Genomic DNA, 19,388 nt, shown 5'->3' on the forward strand with positions numbered 1-19,388 from the left:
CTTGATCGCACGGGGGAGGCAGCGCATGACCGCGCACAATGGCCGATCACGATCCACGTCCGCCGCGGCGGGCAAAGCCGCTGCCGCTGCCCAGCGAAGTCGCGCTGGTCCTGCAGGGTGGCGGCGCGCTCGGCAGCTACCAGGCCGGCGTGATTGAGGCTCTGTCGGCGATCGCGATCGAGCCTGGCTGGGTCGCGGGCATCTCGATCGGCGCGGTCAACGCCGCGATCGTCGCGGGCAACCCGCCCGAGCGCCGCGTCGCGCGGCTGCGCGAATTCTGGGACCAGACGACGAGCTGGCTGCCGAGCTTCCCGATCCTGCCCGAGGATCACGTGCGCGAGTTCGTCCACGCCTGGTCGGCGGGGTTCGTGGCGCTCGCCGGGGTGCCAGGCTTCTTCGGCCCGCGCTTCGTGCCCCCCGTATTCGCCGCACCGGGGACGCCGGAGGCACTGAGCTTCTACGATTCCACCCCGCTGCGTGCGACGCTCGACGCGCTGATCGACTGGGATCTGGTCAACGACGGGCCGGTGCGCCTGTCGGTCGGCGCGGTCGATGTCGAGAGCGGCAATTTCCGCTATTTCGATACCGCGGAGGAGCGGCTCGACGCGCGCCACGTCATGGCGTCGGGCGCGCTGCCGCCCGGCCTCCCGCCGGTCGAGATCGACGGGCGCTGGTATTGGGACGGCGGGCTCGTCTCGAACACGCCGCTCCAGCACGTCCTCGATCACCAGCGCGAGGGCATGATCGTCTTCCAGGTCGATCTCTTCTCCGCCGCCGATGAACGCCCCCGCACGATCACCGATGCCGCCGCGCGCGCCAAGGAAATCACCTTTTCCAGCCGCACGCGCCAGGTGACCGACCAGCTGATGAAGCTGCGCCGCGAGCGCGAGCTCGTCCGCCGCGTCCTCGCCAAGCTGCCCGCCGAGCTGCGCGATGATGCCGACGTCGCCCGGCTCGCCGCGATGTCGGCCGAACAGCCCGTCAGCCTCGTCCACCTCATCTATCGCGCCAATGCGTGGGAGGGTGGCGCGCGCGATTTCGAATTCTCCACCCGCACGATGCGCGAGCATTGGGCCGCGGGCCGCGCCGCGGTCGAGGCGACGATGGAGAATGCCGAGCTCGTCGCGGAGAACATCCTCACCGGGCGCACCGCCGCCTTCGATCTCACACGATAAGGGAGTAGCTCGATGTTCCTGAAGGGCAAGACCGCGCTCGTCACCGGCTCCACCTCGGGGATCGGCCTCGCTTATGCCAAGGCGTTCGCCATTGAGGGCGCGAGCGTGATGATCAACGGCTTCGGCGACGCGGACGCGATCGAGCAGGCGCGCGCCGGCCTCGCGCAGACGAGCGGGGCGGCCGCGCTGTACGACGCGGCCGACATGACCAAGCCCGATCAGATCGCCGCGATGGTCGAACGCTGCCACGCCGAACTCGGCGGGCCCGACATCGTCGTCAACAACGCCGGCATCCAGTTCGTCTCCCCCGTCACCGATTTCCCGGACGACAAATGGGACGCGATCATCGCGATCAACCTCACCAGCGCGTTCCACGCGATGAAGGCCGCGATCCCGCACATGCGCGCGAAGAAGTGGGGCCGCATCATTTCCACCGCCTCGGCGCACAGCCTCGTCGCCAGCCCCAACAAATCGGCCTATGTCGCTGCCAAGCACGGCCTCGCCGGGCTGACCAAGACCGTGGCGCTCGAAACCGCGACCGACGGGATCACCGTCAACTGCATCTCGCCCGGCTACGTCTGGACGCCGCTGGTCGAGAACCAGATCCCCGATACGATGAAGGCGCGCAACCTGTCGCGCGATCAGGTGATCAACGACGTGCTGCTCGCGGCGCAGCCGACCAAGCAGTTCGTCACCCCCGAACAGGTTGCGGCCTTCGCGCTGTTTCTCTGCCGCGACGAGGCGGCCGCGATCACCGGCGCGAACCTTTCCGCCGACGGGGGCTGGACCGCTGCCTGATCGCCGCCCGGCAGTCGCGCGTGCCACCCGGCGCGGGCGTGCGCTCGCCCCGGCCGCCGCCCTTGCGCTGCTCCTTGCGGCGTGCGGCGGCAACGCGCCGTCGCCTGCGTCGTCGACGCCCCGCGGTGCGCTGCCGGGCAACTGGCGGAGCGTTGCGACGGCGGCCGATCGCACCCGCCTGCGCAACTGGCGTGAGACGTGGCTCGCCGCCGCAGCGCGGGCGCGGAGCGGGGGTGGGGCGGCCGCGCTCGCCGCCGACGCGCCGCTGTTCGATCTCGACCGCTTCCTCGTCGATCCGGTGCCGCCGCCGGGCGACTATCGCTGCCGCGTCGTGAAGCTCGGCGCGCAGGGCGTCGGCACGCGCGAATTCTTCAGTGAACCCCCCTACGCCTGCCGAATCGATCGCGAGGGCGATCTCACCAGCTTCGCCAAGATTGCGGGCCCGCAACGCCCAGTGGGGCTGATCTTCCCCGATCCGCAGGGGCGGGCAGTCTTTCTCGGCACGCTGCTGCTCGGCGACGAGACGCGCGCGATCAATTACGGGCGCGACACCGCGCGCGATCTCGCCGGCTACGTCGATCGCATCGGCGAGCGGCGCTGGCGCATGGTATTACCCAGCCCGGCGTTCGAATCGATGCTCGACGTGGTGGAGATCGTGCCGGTTAGTTGACCGGAACGGCGGCCGGGACAGGCACGGCCACCGGGGCGGGCGCGATTGCGCTCGGCGTCGGAACGATCGGCGGCAGGCTGGCGAGAAATTCCTTGCCGTGCCGACCGATGATCGTCACGCGGCGTTCGTTCGCCGCCGCCAATGCCTTCAGGAACGACCGCGGCTTCTTCATCAGCGCGGGGAAAGCATCGACGCTCGCCAGTCCGGCGCGGCGCGCCGCTTCCTGCGTGAAATGCACGCAATTGCGCGTGTTCATGCGATAGACGCCGTCGCCCGTCTTGTCGTCCCACTCGGTGACGAGGCGGCGGATGTCGGCATATTGCGCGTCGCTCAACGTCACTGCGAACTGCGCGTCACTGCCGTTCATGTACCCCGGCTTGGCGATGTCGATCCGCCCCGCGACCGGCCCGAACAGGATCGCCGGCGACACCGTCTTGGGGGTGAAGCCGTAATTGAGATCGACCGGCGGACCGCCCGCGTCAGGAATCCCGCGCAGCGTGAAGAAGGCGTGTGGGAAGCTGTTGCCGAGCTCGTGGCTCCAGAAGGTGATGACGACCGCCGCCTGCGCGGGCAGCGCGGCGAGCGATAGGAGAATGGCGACAAGGGCGCCCAGCATACGCGACATGGGCGCAAGTCTGTCACGCCGCCCGGCGAAGCTCAACGGGTGACTTTGCATCACGTCCGTTCCCGCGCCACCGCGGTCCGACACGGAAATACCCGCCGGTGGCGAACCACCGGCGGGCACCTTTCCTCCCCAGGAAACTCGAATGGCCGGGTAGTTTCCAGCCCGAAAACTTCCGCGCTTGGGCCGCGGCGCGGCGGAGCCGCGCCGTCGGACGGCGCCTTGGCGGCGCCGCCGGCCGGGCCGGTGCGTCTTGGCGGCAGCATCGCTGCCGCCATGCGCATCAGGCCGCGAACTGGTTCATCGTGTTGTGCGCGCCGCCGGCCTTCAGCGCGGCCTCGCCCGCGAAATATTCCTTGTGATCGTCGCCGATGTCGCTGCCCGACATGTTCTGATGCTTCACGCAGGCGATCCCCTCGCGGATCTCCTTGCGCTGCACGCCCTTGACGTAGCCGAGCATGCCCGCCTCGCCGAAATACTCCTTGGCGAGATTGTCGGTCGATAGCGCCGCGGTGTGATACGTCGGCAGCGTGATCAGGTGGTGGAAGATGCCGGCGCGCGCCGCCGCATCCTTCTGGAAGGTGCGGATCTTCTCGTCCGCCTCCGCTGCCAGATCGGTGTCGTCATAGTCGACGCTCATCAGCCGCGCGCGATCATACGCCGACACGTCCTTGCCGGCTTCCACCCAGGCGTCGAACATCTGCTGGCGGAAGTTGAGCGTCCAGTTGAAGCTCGGCGAATTGTTGTAGACGAGCTTGGCGTTCGGCACGACTTCGCGAATACGATCCACCATCGACGCGATCTGCTCGATGTGCGGCTTCTCCGTCTCGATCCACAACAGGTCCGCGCCATTCTGCAGCGACGTGATGCAGTCGAGCACGCAGCGATCGGCGCCGGTGCCTTCGCGGAACTGGAACAGGTTCGACGGCAGACGCTTCGGGCGCATCAGCTTGCCGTCGCGCTCGATCACCACGTCGCCGCGCAAGCTGGCAAGGTCGGTCACTTCCTCGCAGTCGAGGAAGGCGTTGTACTGATCGCCGATGTCACCCTTCTCCTTCGAGAAGGCGATCTGCTTGGTGAGGCCGGCGCCTAGCGAGTCGGTGCGCGTCACGATGATCCCGTCGTCGACGCCCAGTTCGAGGAAGGCGTAGCGGCAGGCGCGCACCTTGGCGAGGAAGTCTTCGTGCGGCACCGTCACCTTGCCGTCCTGGTGGCCGCACTGCTTCTCGTCGGACACCTGGTTCTCGATCTGGAGCGCGCAGGCGCCCGCCTCGATCATCTTCTTGGCGAGAAGGTACGTCGCCTCGGCGTTGCCGAAGCCCGCGTCGATGTCGGCGATGATCGGCACGACGTGCGTCTCGTAATTGTCGATCGCGTGCAGCAGACGCTGCGCCTCGATCTCGTTGCCTGCCTCGCGCGCCGCGTCGAGATCGCGGAACATCATGCCCAGCTCGCGCGCATCGGCCTGCTTCAGGAACGTGTAGAGTTCCTCGATCAGCGCCGGCACGCTCGTCTTCTCGTGCATCGACTGGTCGGGCAGGGGGCCGAACTCGCTGCGCAGCGCGGCAACCATCCAGCCGGAAAGGTACAGATACCGCCCCTTGGTGGTGCCGAAATGCTTCTTGATCGAAATGAGCTTCTGCTGCCCGATGAAGCCGTGCCAGCAGCCCAGCGACTGCGTGTACTCCGCCGGATTCGCGTCATAGGCCGCCATGTCGCGGCGCATGATGCCCGCGGTGTAGCGCGCAATGTCGATCCCGCTGCGGAAGCGGTTCTGCAGTCGCATCCGCGCCACCGCCTCGGCGTCGATGCCGTCCCAGGTGCCGTTGTAGCTGGCGACCAGCTGGCCGATCTGATGGGTTTGGTCCTGGTAGGTCATCGTGGTTCCTGTCACGCAAGTAGGCGGGTGGCGCGGGCCTGACGGCGCGCGGCGTCGCTCAGCCGAGGCGGCCGAGCCGGTGGTAAAGGTTGGAGAATTTGGCCGAGCGGGGCTCGTCGGCGATCTTCTTGACGTACTCGCCGATCGCTTCCTTCATCAGGCCGAAATCCTCGGTCGAGAAGACCGCACGGCTGCGCTGGGGCGTATCGTTCATGGCTCGCTCCTGTGTGGATGCTTACAAGTGAGATCGTAAAAAGCCGATCGAGCGGCGAAGCGCAAAGGAACCGACAGCGTCTGATGGTCACGACGTGCGCTGAAGCATCTTCGCTGCTGTCGCCTTGTAAATAATTGACAGAGTAGGCAGCACCCGGCAGGGCGGATCGCGAAGGGGTGATGCGATGGCCGAACGCAAGCTGATGGCGGGACATGCGGTGCGGCGCCTGCGCCGCCAGCAGGGGCTCAGCCAAGCGGCGATGGCTGAGATGATCGCGATCAGCCCGAGCTACCTCAACCTCGTCGAGCGCAACCAGCGCCCCGTGTCGGCGACGCTGCTCGTCAAGCTCGCCGAGACGTTCGACTTCGACGCGCGCGCGCTCACCGCGGCGGAGCCCGGCGGCGGGCGCGACGCGATGCGCCGCCGGCTCGCCGATCCGCTGTTCGCTGATCTCGAAATCGACCGGCACGAGCTCGAGGAATGGCTAGCCGCCGCGCCCGGCGGGGCGGAGGCGTTCGCGCGCGCCTTTGACCGGATTGGGCAGGGCGGGTCGGCCGCCATGCCCGCCGACGATCCCGTGGCGCGTGTCCGTGGCGAGATCGCGCGCTGGCGCAACCATTTCGCCGATCTCGACGCGGCGGCCGAAACGCTCGCCGATGAACTCCGCCTCGGCGCCGGCGACCTCTACGGCGCGATCGCCGAGCGGCTGCGCGTGAAGCACGCGATCGCGATCCGTGTCCTCCCCGTCGACGTGCTGCCCGACGTGCTGCGCCGGCTCGATCTCCACGCGCGCCAGCTCCAGCTGTCCGAACTGCTCGATCCCGCCAGCCGCACCTTCGCCGCGGCGTTCCAGCTCGCGCTGATCGAGGCGCGGGCGGAGATCGACGCGCTCGTCACCGGTGCCGCCTTCGGCCAGATCGCCGCCGACCGCCTGTTCCGCCGCCATTTCGCCAGCTATTTCGCCGCCGCGGTAATGATGCCCTACGCGCGCTTCCTGCGCGCCTGCGAGGCGACTGGCTACGATATCGAGCTGCTCCAGCGCCGCTTCGGTGCCGGCTTCGAACATGTCGCGCACCGCCTGACGACGCTGCAGCGCGTCGGCGCGCGCGGGCTGCCGTTCTTCATGATCCGCGTCGATCGCGCCGGACAATCGTCGAAGCGCTACGCCGGGGCGAGCGGCGCGGCGCTGGTCGAGGCGGAGGGGCGCTGCCCGCTGTGGCACCTCCACCGCGCCTTCGACCGCCCCGGCCACCTCGTCGTCCAGCTCGTCGCGCTGGAGGACGATACGCGTTGGATGACGATGGCGCGCACCGTCACGCCGCAGGGCCAGCGCTACGGCCTTGTTTCGGCGGAATTCGCGATCGGCATCGGCGTCGCGGCGGAGCATGCCGGCACGCTCGCCGCCGCACGCGGGCTCGATCTCGGCGGCGCGGCGATGCCGATCGGACTCGGCTGCCGACAGTGCCAGCGCCCCGATTGTCCGCAGCGCGCCGCGCCCCCCGCCGGCCGCGCGCTGGTCATCAACGAACGCGAACGCCGCCTCTCCGCGTTGACCTTTGCGGGCGACTGAAGCGCGCGCGTCGCGCAGCGGATGAGGTTGTCGTACGTCAGGCTCAGCACCGCCCCGCTGCCGGCCGCCCCGGCCGATCCCCCCGCTGTCGTCGGCCCTCCGCGCAGCACCAAACGCGTGTCGGCTATCGATGAGCGCTGCCTATCTACGCTCATCCCAGTCAGCGACAAAAGCGCGCATCTCGCGCGCGGCGGTTGGCAGCCTTAGGCGCAAGGAGACCAGGCGCTGCCACTCCGCCCACTGAATCCAGTGACCTCAGCAGCGAACACGCCATCACGCCGCGCCAGACGTCGTCGACTCCTCCGACGTGAATTTATCTCAAGCCGCTACCAGCGCCGCCAGCCAGCCGGCGATCGCAAGCGAAACGCCCGCCCGTTCCGGCCACGCCCGCCTATCGCTCGTCGATCACGTCGGCATCGATCTCCCACGTGTGGTTCTCGACGATCCATGCGTCCACCGGGCAGCCGTTCTCGTCCAGCGTCGGGCGGAAGCGAAACGCCGCCTGGATCTGGCGGCACGTGCTGTCGTCCACCGCGCGATTGCCGCTCGAGCGCGTCACGCGGCACAGGCCCACGCGCCCGGTCCGAAGCACCTGGTAGCGCACCCCCACTGTGCCGCTGAACCCGGTGGCGAAGATCGCTTCGGGCAGATCACCAACCCTCAGCCGCCCGCGAATCTGCTCGGGCGGCGTATCGTCACCGCCACCCCCGCCATCGCCGTCGCCGTTCCCGCCGCTGCCAAAGCCGTCGCCGATCCCGCCCGCGCCCGTCCCCGGCCCGCGCACGGTCGACGATCCCGACATAGTGTCGCTCGCGGTGAACGGCTTGGGCGCGGCAATGACGGGCGGCGGGGGCAGCGGCACCACCACCACCGGCTCGGGCGCCGCCACGGGGGTCGCCCGGCTGCGCAGGTTACGCGGCGAGGCACGCCCCTCCGACCGCGTCGCCGCCACCTTTTTCTCGGGGATCACCTGCACCTTGGGCGGGGGCGGGGGGTCCTCGGCGGCGAACAGCTTCAGCGTCTCCTGCGCCTTCTGCCGGAACGACACCGACAGCCCGGTGATCAGCGCCAGCCCGAGCAGCGCCTGCACCACGACCGCCGCGATCGCCGCCACGATACGCTCGCGGGTCCAGTGCGGTTCGTCGGGGCGGGCATAGGCCATGGCACGCCTTTCGCACATCCTCGCTGAACGATCGCTGGCTGCCGCGCCGCAGCGCGGCTCGTCCGCGCGTGATCAGCCGCCCGGCGTCGCAGATGCCGCGGCGATCAGCGCGTCGTCGATCTCGCGCGCGCGCACCGCCGCGGGCCGCTCCATTACGCGGGCGAGATAGGCATCGAATTCGTCGCACGCCGGCAGCGCGCCGAACTGCTTGCCCCAGCCGATATGGCTGCCGACATAGACGTCGGCGGCGGTGAAGCGGTCACCCGCGATATATCGGTGCGCGCTCACCGCGCGCTTCAGCGTCTCGACCACGCGATCGAGCGAGCCGTAGCCCACCATGCCCTGCTGATCCGCACCCGGCGTGACGCCGAGCGAGCGATTGGTGATCGCCGCTTCCACCGGACCCGCCGCGAAGAACATCCAGCGATAGTAATCTGCGCGCTCGGCCGCGGTCGGCGCCAGCCTGGCTTCCGGAAAGGCGTCGGCGAGATAGGCGATGATCGCGCCCGCCTCGCTCACCGCCCGGCCGTCGTGAACGATCGTCGGCACCTTGCCCATCGGGTTGGCAGCAAGGAAATCGTCGGGCTTCGCCGCCCAGTCGACGAGTCGCGTCTCGTACGGCGCGCCGACCTCCTCGAGCATCCACCGCGCGATCCGCCCGCGCGACATCGGATTGGTGTAGAAGATCAGCTCGCTCATCCCACGTGTCCCCAACTAGCGGAACATAGTAGGAACCACCCGTTCCCCGCCGTCAAGTCAGCGATCGAGATAGCGGTGCAGGAAAGCGGTGGTGCGCCCCCACGCCAGATCCGCCGTCGCCTTGTCGTAGCGGGCGGCAGAGGTGTCGTTGTTGAAGGCATGGTCGACGCCGGGATAGGTGAACGCCTCCACCGGCTTGCCCGCCGCCTTCAAGGCCGCGACCCACGGCGTCACCGTCTGCGCGACGCGCGCGTCCTTCTGGGGCAGATGGATCATCAGCGGCGCGCCGACCTTGCCCGCCTCCTGCGGCGCCGGGGCGGGGCCATAATAGGAGACGCCGGCGTCGATCCCGCCAGCCACCGCTATCCGGTTGACGAACGCGCCGCCCCAGCAGAAGCCGACGATGCCGACCTTGCCGGTCGATCGCGGCAGCTGCCGTGCCTTGTCGGCAAAGGCGCGCGCTTGCGCCAGCGCCAGATCATAGTCGATCGTGCCGATCAGCTCGCGCGCCTTGTCCTCGTCCGCCGGCGTGCCGCCCTGTGGCGCGAGCAGATCGGGCGCGATCCCGACGAAGCCGGCAAGCGCGACGCGGCGTGCGACGTCCTGGATGTGCGGCGTCAACCCGCGGTTCTCGTGGATGACGAGCACTACGCCATGTTTGGTCTTGCTCGTGGGGCTGACGAAATAGGCGCGCGCTGGCTTCCCCGCCTCGGTTCCGCTGCGCATCTCGGCCACAATCCGCGCGTCCTTCGGATCAATCATCGCCGCGGCGGCTGGCGAGGCGGCGATCCCGGCGATCAGCGCCTCTGCCGCCACCGCCGATCCGGCCAGCGCGGTCATCTGGCGCAGCAGCGTGCGCCGGTCGCGATGCTCGTGCGTGAAGGCGTCGTAGAGCTGGACGGCGCGGTCGCGCAGCGAAGGATCGGGCACACGGTGTCTCCCTGCTTGCCTGCTCGGGGCAGGGTTTGGTTTATAGCTTTTTGTGTCATCGATCGACATGTCGGTCAAAGCCGTTGCAGAACGACGATATCCTGATGGGCAAGCGCCGCCATCGGCAGCCAAGCCAGCAATTTGTAGCCTCCTTCCCAATGCTGAACGATATAGTCGATAGTATGGAAGGTGGCGCCATAATATTCAGGCAGCGCCATCTCCCATGAAGTTCGTTGCGGCTGATAATAGAAGCCCTGACGTTCGAACTTTGGCGTGATGCGCAGGAGATCATCGATCCGACCAGCGTTCACCATGTTCCGCTGGAAATCTTTCCATACTTTGCGCCCGTGCACCGTAAGTACGGCGATTCCGCCGGGGCGCATGATGCGGTAAAGCTGATCAAGCCAGTAGAATTGCAGGTTCTCCGGCAGGTGCGTAAACACACTGTGATTGACAACAAGGTCAATGGACGAGTCCGCCAGAGGAATCGGACGCTCTTCGGAAATGATGTGCGCAATAACATCAGGAATGTTGGCGGAAACCCAGTCTATGGCTTCGGCATCCACATCGGCCGCGAACAATTGTTGCCGGTCCGAGAGCGATGGACGAAGATGACGCAGCGTACGTCCGCAGCCGCAGCCGAAATCGAAAATCGCCGAGAAGTCGGGATAGTCGCGGCCGATGCTCAACAAAGCGCGCCGCCAGTCATTGACGGTAAACGCGCCCGACTCGCGGAACCACGCAATATCCTCTTTCCCGGTGACACGCCCGATCAGGCTTTTCGGGGGCAGCGCCGCAATTTCGCGGCCTAATTGAAAAGCCATCTCATCTCCTTGATGGAACCTGACGAACCGTCGTGCTTCATCGATAGCCAATTGATGTACTGCACGCACGCGGCGGCGAAACTTCGCCGCGCCTATTGCGAAAAGGCAAGCGAGAGATGGGTAACGAGCCTGTTTCCTGGATCAGGTCCCACGCGCGTTGGCGGTGAAGCCGATCGTCAGCAATGGCCGGGGGTAGCTCGTCCATTAGCCCCGCTACTTCCTCGCGGATGACGTCGAGCGCGCGGAGCGAGATGGCGCTTGATCCTGAGGCGCCGACGCATCCGATCTCGACGAACTGCGCGGCCGCTCCACGCCACGTAGTGGGGGCCGCGACGAAGCCGTGGCGCGCGGCGATGTCGCAGGCGCTGCACCCGCGCGTCGAGGTTTACCGGCACGATCAATAGGGTCTCGCGACCGGCTTTTACTATCGTCGATATCGGAAGTGGCGCCATCGCCAGCGAGGATCCCGCGACCGTCAGCGGATCGGCATAGACCGCAGGCGGCGCGGGCCTCGGGCGTTGCGCCAGAACCATCGCGAGAGGCATAGGTTGACGCTCAGCAGCGCCGCTGGCGGCCCTTTGTATCACCGGGCGCCCGCTAGACCGCTCAGATACATCAGAATGGCGGAGATCCCCGCTTCCTCAGGAAGGCTGGTGACCCCTACGGGAATCGAACCCGTGTTTTCGCCGTGAGAGGGCGACGTCCTAACCGCTAGACGAAGGGGCCGTGCGAGCGGAAGCGGCGCCTCTAGGGCGCGCGCGCGGCGCCGTCAAGCGGCTGCGCGCGTCCCCCGGGTCATCAGGCCGCGCTGCCGCTCCGTCAGGCGGCGACCTTGCGGCGCTCGGCCATTTCGGCGTTGAGCATCTCGGCGAGCAGGAAGGCGAGCTCGAGGCTCTGGCTTGCGTTCAGCCGCGGGTCGCAATGCGTGTGATAGCGGTCGGCCAGGCTCTGTTCGGTGACGTCCACCGCACCGCCGGTGCATTCGGTCACGTTCTGCCCCGTCATCTCGGCGTGGATGCCGCCGGCGTGCGTGCCCTCGGCGCGGTGGATCGCGAAGAAGCCGCGCACTTCGGCGAGGATGCGGTCGAACGGCCGCGTCTTGTAGCCGTTGGCGGCCTTGACGACGTTGCCGTGCATCGGGTCGCAGCTCCACACCACCGGATGCCCCTCGCGCGTCACCGCGCGCAGCAGGCGCGGGAAGGCGCCCTCGATCTTGTCGTAGCCGTAGCGGGTGATCAGCGTGATCCGCCCCGGCACGCGCGCGGGGTTGAGCGTGTCGAGCATCCGCAGCAGCGCGTCGGGCTCCAGGCTCGGCCCGCACTTCAGCCCGATCGGGTTGCCGATGCCGCGCAGGAACTCGACGTGCGCCGATCCCTCGAAACGCGTGCGATCGCCGATCCACAGGAAATGCGCCGACGTGTCGTACCAGTCGCCGGTCAGCGAATCCTGCCGCGTCATCGCCTCCTCGTACGGCAGCAGAAGCGCCTCGTGGCTGGTGTAGAAGCTGGTCTGCGCCAGCTGCGGCACCGTCTCGGGATCGATCCCGCACGCCGCCATGAATTCCAGCGCCTCGCCGATCCGGTCCGCGGTCTCGGTATATTTCTTCGCCCACGGGCTGCGGCCCATGAAGTCGTGCGTCCAGCGATGCACCTGCGCGAGATTGGCATAGCCGCCCTGCGCGAACGCGCGCAGCAGGTTCTGCGTCGCCGCCGACTGATTGTAGCCGCGGATCATCCGCTCCGGATCGGGCTGCCGTCCGTCGAGCGTGAAGGCGATGTCGTTGACGTTGTCGCCGCGATAGCTCGGCAGCTCGACGCCGTCGATCACCTCGGTCGGCGCGGAGCGCGGCTTGGCGAACTGCCCCGCCATCCGCCCCAGCTTCACCACCGGCAGCTTGGACGCAAAGGTCAGCACCACCGCCATCTGCAGGATCACGCGGAACGTGTCGCGGATGTTGTTGGGGTGGAATTCGGCAAAGCTTTCAGCGCAGTCGCCGCCCTGCAGCAGAAATGCCTCGCCCGCCGCGACGCGCGCCAGATCGTGCGTCAGGTTGCGCGCCTCGCCCGCGAACACCAGCGGGGGATAGCTGCGCAGCGTCTGCGTCGCCGCGTCCAGCGCGGCAGCGTCGGGATAGTCGGGCAGCTGGCGGGCTTCGTGTGCGGTCCAGCTATCGGGGGCCCAATTGGCGGCCATGGCAGAAATCCTTTCGGCGCGCGCCCATGCGGCAAAGCGCGCGCCCGTGCAAACAAGCTAAGGTTGGCTCATAGCACGCCGGGGTATCCGCCGCCATCGATCAGCAGGCTCTGCCCGGTGATATAGCCCGCCTGCGCCGAGCACAGGAAGGCGCACGCCGCGCCGAATTCGGCCGGATCGCCGAAGCGCTTCGCCGGGATCCGCTCTTGCCCGCGCGCCTTGGCGGTGTCGACGTCGATCCCCTGCGCCTTGGCGGCGAACCCCATCACCCCCTCGATCCGCCGCGTCGCGAATAGCCCGGGAAGGAGGAAGTTGATCGTCACGTTCGCCCCCGCCACCTCGCGCGCGACGCCCGCGAGAAAGCCGGTCAACCCGATCCGCGCGCCGCTCGACAGGTCGAGCCCCGTCGTTACCGATTTGACGGAGGAGGAGGTGATGCAGACGATCCGCCCGAAACGCCGCTCGACCATCCCGTCGATCACCTGCTGCACCAGCCGGATCGGCGTCACCATATTGGCGTCGAGCCCGGCGTGGATCGCGTCGGCGTCGAGGTCGCGAAAGCCGCGCGGCGGCGGCCCGCCGTTGTTGTTGACGAGGATGTCGGTCGTCCCCGCCGCCTGAACCAGCGCCGCCTGCACGCCCGCGTCGCCGATATCACCCGCGACCGTCTCGATCGTCGCGCCGGTCTCGTCACGGATCGCTGCTGCGGCGTTGTCGAGCGCCTGCGCCTCGCGCCCGTTCATCACCACGCGGCAGCCCGCCCGCGCGAGCTCGGCGGCGCATGCGCGGCCGAGCCCGTGGCTCGAGGCGCAGACGATCGCGGTCCTGCCCGAAAGCCCGAGGTCCATTCGCTCTTCTCCCGTTCGTTCGGGAAAAGGCCTTACGCGATCGCGCGCATCCCCGTCACGCCCGCCGTTCTTACTGGCGCGGCAACCAGTTGCCGTGGAAGCCTGGCGGGACGCGATGCGGGATACGGATGCTGGCCACCGGCGCGCCGGCGAAATCACGCGCGTCGATGATCGCAAGGTCGGTCGTCTCGTTGGTGAGGTCGACGACCAGCCCGATCAGCCAACCCTCGTCCTCGCCCGCCGCATCATGCGCGGGCACGAACACGAACTCGCCCGGATAGCGCCCCGCGCCGAACTCGTGCACCTCGCGCGTCCCGGCCGCCAGATCGTGCTTGTACAATCGCGTCGCACCGATCACCTCGTCCACCTCCTCGTCGGGCAGCGCCATCACGTAGGCAAAGCGATACGGCTGGCCGAAGCGCCGCTCGTCGGGGCGCGGGAACTCCTGCGGCGCGGCGTCGATCGTGCGGATCGCGACGGTGCGCGTCACCGGATCGACCGTCCACCGCTCGAACCCGCGGCTGCGCCCGTTCGGGCCCTCGGTGCCACCGGCGAACATCGTCTCGAACGCGCACACGTCCATCACCACGCGCCCGTCGGCATCGTCATAGGCGTTGGCGACGTGGAAGACGTAACCCGGCGCCACGTCGCACCAGATCACGTCGCCGTCGCCGCCATTGCGCGGCAGCAGGCCGACGCGCGCGCGGTGATCGGGGTTCCAGCGGTACGGAAAGCGATGCCCGCCGATCAGCGCCTTCATCGAGAAGGTGACGGGCAGGTCGAGGATGATCGCGTAGCGCTGCGTGATCGCGCAGTCGTGGATCGACGGCCCGTGCGCGACGGTGATCGGTTCCTCGCGCGTCACCCGGCCGTCGGCGTCGATCACCACGTGGCGGATCGTCGTCGGATCGGTACCCTCATAGGCGATCGCGTGATGCTCGCCGGTCAGCGGGTCGCGGTGCGGATGCGCGGTGAACGATCCCTCCAGCGTGCCGTCGAACGGATTGTACGTCTGGTCGCCCAGCTCCTCGCCCAGCTCGACCGGATAGCTCCCCGCCTCGACCAGCGCGAAGGTGCGCCCGCCGATCTCGACGACGTTGGTGTTGACGGTATCGAACCCGCCGTGCCGCGGCCCCGGCGCGGGCCGCTCGCCCAATGCCGCCGCGACCGACTGCGACCGGATCCAGCGGTTGCGATACCACAGCGCGCGCCCGTCGGCGATCGCGACGCCGTGCACCATCCCATCGCCGGTGAACCAGTGATAGCCCGCCGCCTCGGGCGCGACCGGGTTCGGCCCGATCCGCAGATACCGCCCGTCGAGCGCCGCGGGGATCGTTCCCGTCACCGCCAGGTCGCAGATCGTGCGCTCCTCCGTCAGCGGCGCGTGGATCCCCTCGAGGAACGCGTTCGATCCTGCCGGCAGGCGGCGGCGGTTGAAGCCGGCGACGGCCTCGATGCCCTTGCCGACGACGGAGCGGATGGCGGTTTCGACGCTGCTTGCCACGATGTCTCTCCTCTATGTGTATGGCGTAAACATGACGCCAATATAAGCATTGTCAACACAGGCAATGGAGAAACCGCCGCGATGTTGCTACCGGGCGGCGATGACTGCTCGACCCTATCACCACGGCGACCTGCGCAGCGCGCTGATCGAGGCGGGCGTCGCCGCGGTGGAGGCGAGCGGGGCGGACGCGCTGTCGCTGCGCGAACTGGCGCGCACCGTCGGCGTCAGCCCGACCGCGGTGTACCGCCATTTCCCCGACAAGCAGGCGCTGGTGGCGGCGCTCGCACGCGTCGCGCTCGATCGGCTCGCCGCGTCGCAGGCCGCCGCCGCGCAGGCGGCGGGGGGCGGGAAGGCAGGCTTCCAGGCGACGGGCGCGGCCTATGTCCGCTTCGCGCTCGCCAATCCTGGCTTGTTCCGCCTGTTCACCGCGCATCCGATCGATGCGATCGCGCCCGCCGGCGACGCCTCGGTCGATGCGATGGCGATGCTTCAGGCGAACGCCGCCGCGCTCGCGCCGCCCTCGGTCGATCCGGCGATCTTCGCGCTGCAGTCCTGGTCACTGGTCCACGGCCTCGCGATGCTGCTGCTCGATCGGCACGTGACGCTCGACGATGCCGCGATCGACGCCGTCGTCGATCTCCACGTCGAACTTGCTGCGGGCGGTGCGGCGGCCTAAATCCCGATCATGGCCCACGCGCATCACCATCACGAGCCGCAGGGCGACGATCTCGCCACCGCCGCGCAGGCGACGCTCGAGCGCGCGGGAGAACAGTGGACCGCAATGCGCGCGAGCGTGTTCGGTGCGCTCGCCGGCTTCGCCAAACCCGCCAGCGCCTATGACATCGCCGATGCCGTTTCCAAGTCGGAAGGGCGGCGAGTCGCGGCGAACAGCGTCTATCGCATCCTCGACCTGTTCGTCGGCGCGAACCTGGCGCGCAAGGTGGAGAGCGCGAACGCCTATGTCGCCAACGCCCACCCCGATTGTCTGCACGATTGCATCTTCCTGGTGTGCGACAGCTGCGGGCAGACGACGCACCTCGACGACGATCGCGTCACCGGCGGTGTGCGGCATGCCGCGCAAGAGGCGGGCTTCACCCCCGTCCGCCCGGTGATCGAAGTGCGCGGTCGCTGCGCCGCCTGCGCGGGTGCGGCATAGTAGTTTTCTGCTAGTCGGTAGCATTCGACACGATCGGCGCGCTCGGCTAAGCATGAAAAGATGACCGATCTGCCTCAGACGCCGCTGCTCGATACAGTTTCGACGCCGGCCGATCTTCGGAAACTGGCCCCCGAACAGTTGCGCCAGCTCGCCGACGAGCTGCGTACCGAAACGATCAGCGCGGTCGGTACGACCGGTGGCCACCTCGGGTCGGGCCTCGGCGTGGTCGAGCTCACCACCGCGATCCATTATGTCTTCGATACGCCGCGCGACCGGCTGATCTGGGACGTCGGCCACCAATGCTATCCGCACAAGATCCTCACAGGCCGGCGGAACCGCATCCGCACGCTGCGCCAGGGCGGGGGGCTCAGCGGCTTCACCAAGCGTAGCGAGAGCGAGTACGATCCGTTCGGCGCGGCGCACAGCTCGACGTCGATCTCCGCCGCGCTCGGCTTCGCCATCGCCAACAAGATCGCCGACCAGCCGGGCAAGGCGATTGCGGTGATCGGCGACGGTGCGATGTCCGCCGGCATGGCGTATGAGGCGATGAACAACGCAGAGGCCGCCGGCAACCGGCTGGTCGTGATCCTCAACGATAACGACATGTCGATCGCGCCGCCGGTCGGCGGGCTATCGGCCTATCTCTCGCGCATCGTGTCGAGCCGCGAGTTTCTGTCGGTGCGCGAACTGATGAAGAAGGTCGCGCGCCGCCTGCCGCGCCCGTTCCACAATGCCGCGCGTAAGACCGACGAATTCGCCCGCGGGATGACGATGGGTGGCACCCTGTTCGAGGAACTGGGCTTCTACTACGTCGGGCCGATCGACGGGCATAACCTCGAACACCTCATCCCGGTGCTCGAGAACGTGCGCGATGCGCAGGAAGGCCCGATTCTCGTCCACGTCGTGACCAAGAAAGGCAAGGGCTATGCTCCGGCCGAGGCCGCGTCGGACAAATATCACGGCGTGCAGAAGTTCGACGTCATCACCGGCGCGCAGGCGAAGGCGCCGCCGGGGCCGCCCGCCTATCAGAACGTGTTCGGCGACGCGCTCGCCGACGAGGCGGATCGCGATCCCCGGATCTGCGCGATCACCGCGGCGATGCCCGGCGGCACCGGCATCGACCGCTTCGCGCAGCGCCATCCCGATCGCGCGTTCGACGTCGGCATCGCCGAGCAGCACGGCGTCACCTTCGCCGCCGGCCTCGCCGCGCAGGGTATGCGCCCGTTCTGCGCGATCTACTCCACCTTCCTCCAGCGCGCCTACGATCAGGTGGTGCACGACGTCGCGATTCAGAACCTGCCGGTGCGCTTCGCGATCGATCGCGCGGGTCTCGTCGGTGCGGACGGCGCGACCCACGCCGGATCGTTCGACATCACCTATCTCGCCAGCCTGCCCAATTTCGTCGTCATGGCGGCGGCGGACGAGGCGGAGCTCGTCCACATGACGCACACCTGCGTCGAGCATGATTCGGGGCCGATCGCGGTGCGTTACCCGCGCGGCAACGGTGTCGGCGTGCCGCTGCCCACCACGCCCGAGCGGCTCGAGATCGGCAAGGGCCGCATCGTGCGCGAGGGCAAGACCGTCGCGATCCTGTCGCTCGGTACGCGCCTTGCCGAGGCGATGAAGGCCGCCGAGCAGCTCGAGGCGAAGGGGCTGTCGACCACCGTCGCCGACCTGCGCTTCGCCAAGCCGCTCGACGAGGCGATGATCCGCCGCCTGCTTGCGACGCATCAGGTCGCCGTCACGATCGAGGAAGGCTCGATCGGCGGGCTCGGCGCGCACGTGCTGACGATGGCGTCGGACGAAGGGCTGATCGACGGCGGGCTCAAGCTGCGCACGCTGCGCCTGCCCGACGTGTTCCAGGATCAGGACAAGCCCGAGGCACAATATGCCGCCGCCGGGCTCGACGCCGACGGCATCGTGCGCACCGTGCTCAAGGCGCTGCGCTGGAACGAGGAAGGCGCGGGGGCCGTCGGCGCGCGCGCGTGAGCGGCTGGACCAAGGTCTTCCTCGCCACCGCGATCATGGTCGTCGCGCTGGCGGGGTTCAATCTCGCGCTGTGGCGCCGCCTGCGCGAAGCCCGTCGCCTCGCCGCGATAGAGCGGCCAGACGACGTTGATCCTGCAACTCAAGTGGCGGCCAAGCCGTCGCCGGAGAGCCACTGAACCCGCGGCGCAGGGCTGGGTTAGGCGCAACCGCTCGTCCGTGATCCGTCGGTGGTCTCGCCCGCCGGAGACTTGCGTCGCGCTCCGCCAGTCCCCGGCACGCCACGCGATCGACGATCAACGACGCGATCTGGAGGAGCGACGCCATTTCGACTTCGATGCACTGCGCGACCCTCATGGAAGCACACATCGGGCCCTCATGCACTACACACGAACTCCACCTAAAGCCCCACCTTATGACCGCAAAATAGTGCCTTGAACATCCACCGGACGAGTCAATATTGAGCGCGCATCGCCCGGTGTCCGCACCTCGCCGTGCGGCCCGCCAGCGGCCTCGATCACCCGACCAAGCAGCTCCTGACCTTCCGGCCACCAGCCAAGGCCGCTCGCCGCATTGAGGTGTCCCTGCGCGCCGGCGTCGACGAAGTGGCTGCCCCAGTCGACGGCAAGGCTGTGCGCCCGCTCGATCGCGATCCACGGATCGTCGGCACTCGCGACGAGGATCGACGGGAACGGCAGGGATGTTCTGGGGGTGGGCGCAAAGGTCGCCAGTTCAGGCGGCGCGTCGTCGCGGTCGACGTCGGGCGGGGCGACCAGCAGCGCGCCTGCGACCGGCCAGCCGTAGGGCTGCGGGCTCAGCGTCGCCCACCACGCGATCGCCTGACACCCCAGGCTGTGGCCGACCAGGATCACCGGCGCCTGCGCCTGTGCGATCGCCTGGTCGAGCTTCGTCACCCAGGCGTTGCGATGCGGCGTGTCCCACATGCCCAGCTCGACGCGGCGCGTGTCGAGCCGGCTCTGCTCCCACAGCGTCTGCCAGTGCGACGGGCCGGAATTACCCAGTCCGGGAACGGTCAGCACCGTTGGTCGATGGAAAAGGTCGGACGAAAAACGGCCCATGGCACTATCCTCTTCGTCGAAGAGGCCGCGTTGCCGGTGCTCTAGGGGGACGCCCGGCACCGCGACCTCACTGTCTTCG

The 19,388-nt window shown here is 68.3% G+C and carries 19 protein-coding genes and 1 tRNA gene; 8 read left to right on the forward strand and 12 right to left on the reverse strand.

The window, feature by feature from the left end:
• The first annotated feature begins 38 nt into the window (after positions 1-38).
• Genes F1C10_RS15525 through F1C10_RS15535 form a run of 3 tightly spaced genes read left to right on the forward strand, consistent with a single transcriptional unit; the run spans position 39 to position 2,643 of the window.
• Positions 39-1,175 carry a patatin-like phospholipase family protein gene (locus tag F1C10_RS15525; RefSeq protein ID WP_185207563.1) on the forward strand — a complete coding sequence of 379 codons (1,137 nt, stop codon included), beginning with the start codon at positions 39-41 and terminating at the stop codon, positions 1,173-1,175.
• Between the two features lie 12 nt (positions 1,176-1,187).
• On the forward strand, positions 1,188-1,973 hold the full coding sequence (locus F1C10_RS15530; protein WP_185207565.1) for a 3-hydroxybutyrate dehydrogenase: 786 nt from the start codon (positions 1,188-1,190) through the stop codon (positions 1,971-1,973).
• Positions 1,882-2,643: a DUF4893 domain-containing protein gene (locus F1C10_RS15535; RefSeq protein ID WP_258042971.1), complete on the forward strand. Its 762-nt coding sequence runs from the start codon at positions 1,882-1,884 to the stop codon at positions 2,641-2,643. The genes F1C10_RS15530 and F1C10_RS15535 overlap by 92 nt, the downstream gene beginning before the upstream one ends.
• Here the strand turns inward: F1C10_RS15535 and F1C10_RS15540 are convergent.
• The 3 genes from F1C10_RS15540 to F1C10_RS15550 all read right to left on the reverse strand — a co-directional run bounded on the left by F1C10_RS15540 (position 2,636) and on the right by F1C10_RS15550 (position 5,358).
• Complete coding sequence (locus F1C10_RS15540; protein WP_185207567.1) at positions 2,636-3,268, reverse strand: hypothetical protein; 633 nt, start codon at positions 3,266-3,268, stop codon at positions 2,636-2,638. The genes F1C10_RS15535 and F1C10_RS15540 overlap by 8 nt on opposite strands.
• A 280-nt stretch (positions 3,269-3,548) precedes the next feature.
• Positions 3,549-5,144 carry an isocitrate lyase gene (locus F1C10_RS15545; protein ID WP_185207569.1) on the reverse strand — a complete coding sequence of 532 codons (1,596 nt, stop codon included), beginning with the start codon at positions 5,142-5,144 and terminating at the stop codon, positions 3,549-3,551.
• A gap of 58 nt (positions 5,145-5,202) precedes the next feature.
• Positions 5,203-5,358 (reverse strand): hypothetical protein, encoded by a 156-nt coding sequence (locus F1C10_RS15550; protein ID WP_179187212.1) that lies wholly within the window; start codon positions 5,356-5,358, stop codon positions 5,203-5,205.
• A 184-nt stretch (positions 5,359-5,542) separates the two neighbouring features.
• Between F1C10_RS15550 and F1C10_RS15555 the strand changes: the two genes are divergently transcribed.
• Positions 5,543-6,928 (forward strand): short-chain fatty acyl-CoA regulator family protein, encoded by a 1,386-nt coding sequence (locus tag F1C10_RS15555; protein WP_185207571.1) that lies wholly within the window; start codon positions 5,543-5,545, stop codon positions 6,926-6,928.
• A 391-nt stretch (positions 6,929-7,319) separates the two neighbouring features.
• Here F1C10_RS15555 and F1C10_RS15560 read toward each other — a convergent pair whose 3' ends face one another.
• The 8 genes from F1C10_RS15560 to F1C10_RS15595 all read right to left on the reverse strand — a co-directional run bounded on the left by F1C10_RS15560 (position 7,320) and on the right by F1C10_RS15595 (position 15,088).
• Positions 7,320-8,090: an energy transducer TonB gene (locus F1C10_RS15560; RefSeq protein ID WP_185207573.1), complete on the reverse strand. Its 771-nt coding sequence runs from the start codon at positions 8,088-8,090 to the stop codon at positions 7,320-7,322.
• Between the two features lie 72 nt (positions 8,091-8,162).
• The gene (locus F1C10_RS15565) at positions 8,163-8,789 is read right to left on the reverse strand and encodes a glutathione S-transferase family protein (protein WP_185207575.1); all 627 of its coding nucleotides are present in this window, start codon (positions 8,787-8,789) and stop codon (positions 8,163-8,165) included.
• A 57-nt stretch (positions 8,790-8,846) separates the two neighbouring features.
• A complete protein-coding gene (locus tag F1C10_RS15570; protein ID WP_258042972.1) occupies positions 8,847-9,719 on the reverse strand; it encodes a dienelactone hydrolase family protein in 873 nt (290 codons plus the stop codon).
• A gap of 74 nt (positions 9,720-9,793) precedes the next feature.
• Positions 9,794-10,543: a class I SAM-dependent methyltransferase gene (locus tag F1C10_RS15575; protein WP_185207579.1), complete on the reverse strand. Its 750-nt coding sequence runs from the start codon at positions 10,541-10,543 to the stop codon at positions 9,794-9,796.
• 651 nt (positions 10,544-11,194) lie between these two features.
• Positions 11,195-11,269 (reverse strand) — tRNA-Glu (locus F1C10_RS15580).
• A 93-nt stretch (positions 11,270-11,362) separates the two neighbouring features.
• The gene (locus F1C10_RS15585) at positions 11,363-12,736 is read right to left on the reverse strand and encodes a class II 3-deoxy-7-phosphoheptulonate synthase (protein ID WP_185207581.1); all 1,374 of its coding nucleotides are present in this window, start codon (positions 12,734-12,736) and stop codon (positions 11,363-11,365) included.
• Positions 12,737-12,804: 68 nt separating this feature from the next.
• Positions 12,805-13,584: an SDR family oxidoreductase gene (locus tag F1C10_RS15590; RefSeq protein WP_185207583.1), complete on the reverse strand. Its 780-nt coding sequence runs from the start codon at positions 13,582-13,584 to the stop codon at positions 12,805-12,807.
• Between the two features lie 70 nt (positions 13,585-13,654).
• Positions 13,655-15,088 (reverse strand): carotenoid oxygenase family protein, encoded by a 1,434-nt coding sequence (locus tag F1C10_RS15595; protein ID WP_185207585.1) that lies wholly within the window; start codon positions 15,086-15,088, stop codon positions 13,655-13,657.
• A gap of 100 nt (positions 15,089-15,188) precedes the next feature.
• Here F1C10_RS15595 and F1C10_RS15600 point away from each other — a divergent pair, with 100 nt between their 5' ends.
• From F1C10_RS15600 to F1C10_RS15615, 4 genes are read left to right on the forward strand one after another with little or no spacing between them, the layout of a single operon-like run.
• A complete protein-coding gene (locus F1C10_RS15600) occupies positions 15,189-15,764 on the forward strand; it encodes a TetR/AcrR family transcriptional regulator (protein WP_185207587.1) in 576 nt (191 codons plus the stop codon).
• Between the two features lie 9 nt (positions 15,765-15,773).
• Positions 15,774-16,244: a Fur family transcriptional regulator gene (locus tag F1C10_RS15605; RefSeq protein WP_185207589.1), complete on the forward strand. Its 471-nt coding sequence runs from the start codon at positions 15,774-15,776 to the stop codon at positions 16,242-16,244.
• A gap of 60 nt (positions 16,245-16,304) precedes the next feature.
• Entirely contained in the window at positions 16,305-18,233 is a 1,929-nt protein-coding gene (gene dxs / locus F1C10_RS15610; RefSeq protein WP_185207591.1) for a 1-deoxy-D-xylulose-5-phosphate synthase, read from the forward strand.
• Positions 18,230-18,409: a hypothetical protein gene (locus F1C10_RS15615; RefSeq protein WP_185207593.1), complete on the forward strand. Its 180-nt coding sequence runs from the start codon at positions 18,230-18,232 to the stop codon at positions 18,407-18,409. The genes dxs and F1C10_RS15615 overlap by 4 nt, the downstream gene beginning before the upstream one ends.
• Positions 18,410-18,643: 234 nt before the next feature.
• On the opposite strand, the gene F1C10_RS15620 is transcribed toward F1C10_RS15615, so the two are convergent.
• Positions 18,644-19,309, reverse strand: a complete 666-nt coding sequence (locus F1C10_RS15620) for an alpha/beta hydrolase (protein WP_185207594.1) — start codon at positions 19,307-19,309, stop codon at positions 18,644-18,646.
• Positions 19,310-19,388 lie beyond the last annotated feature (79 nt).

Origin of the sequence: Sphingomonas sp. NBWT7 (assembly GCF_014217605.1) — a bacterium.
Classification (GTDB): domain Bacteria; phylum Pseudomonadota; class Alphaproteobacteria; order Sphingomonadales; family Sphingomonadaceae; genus Sphingomonas.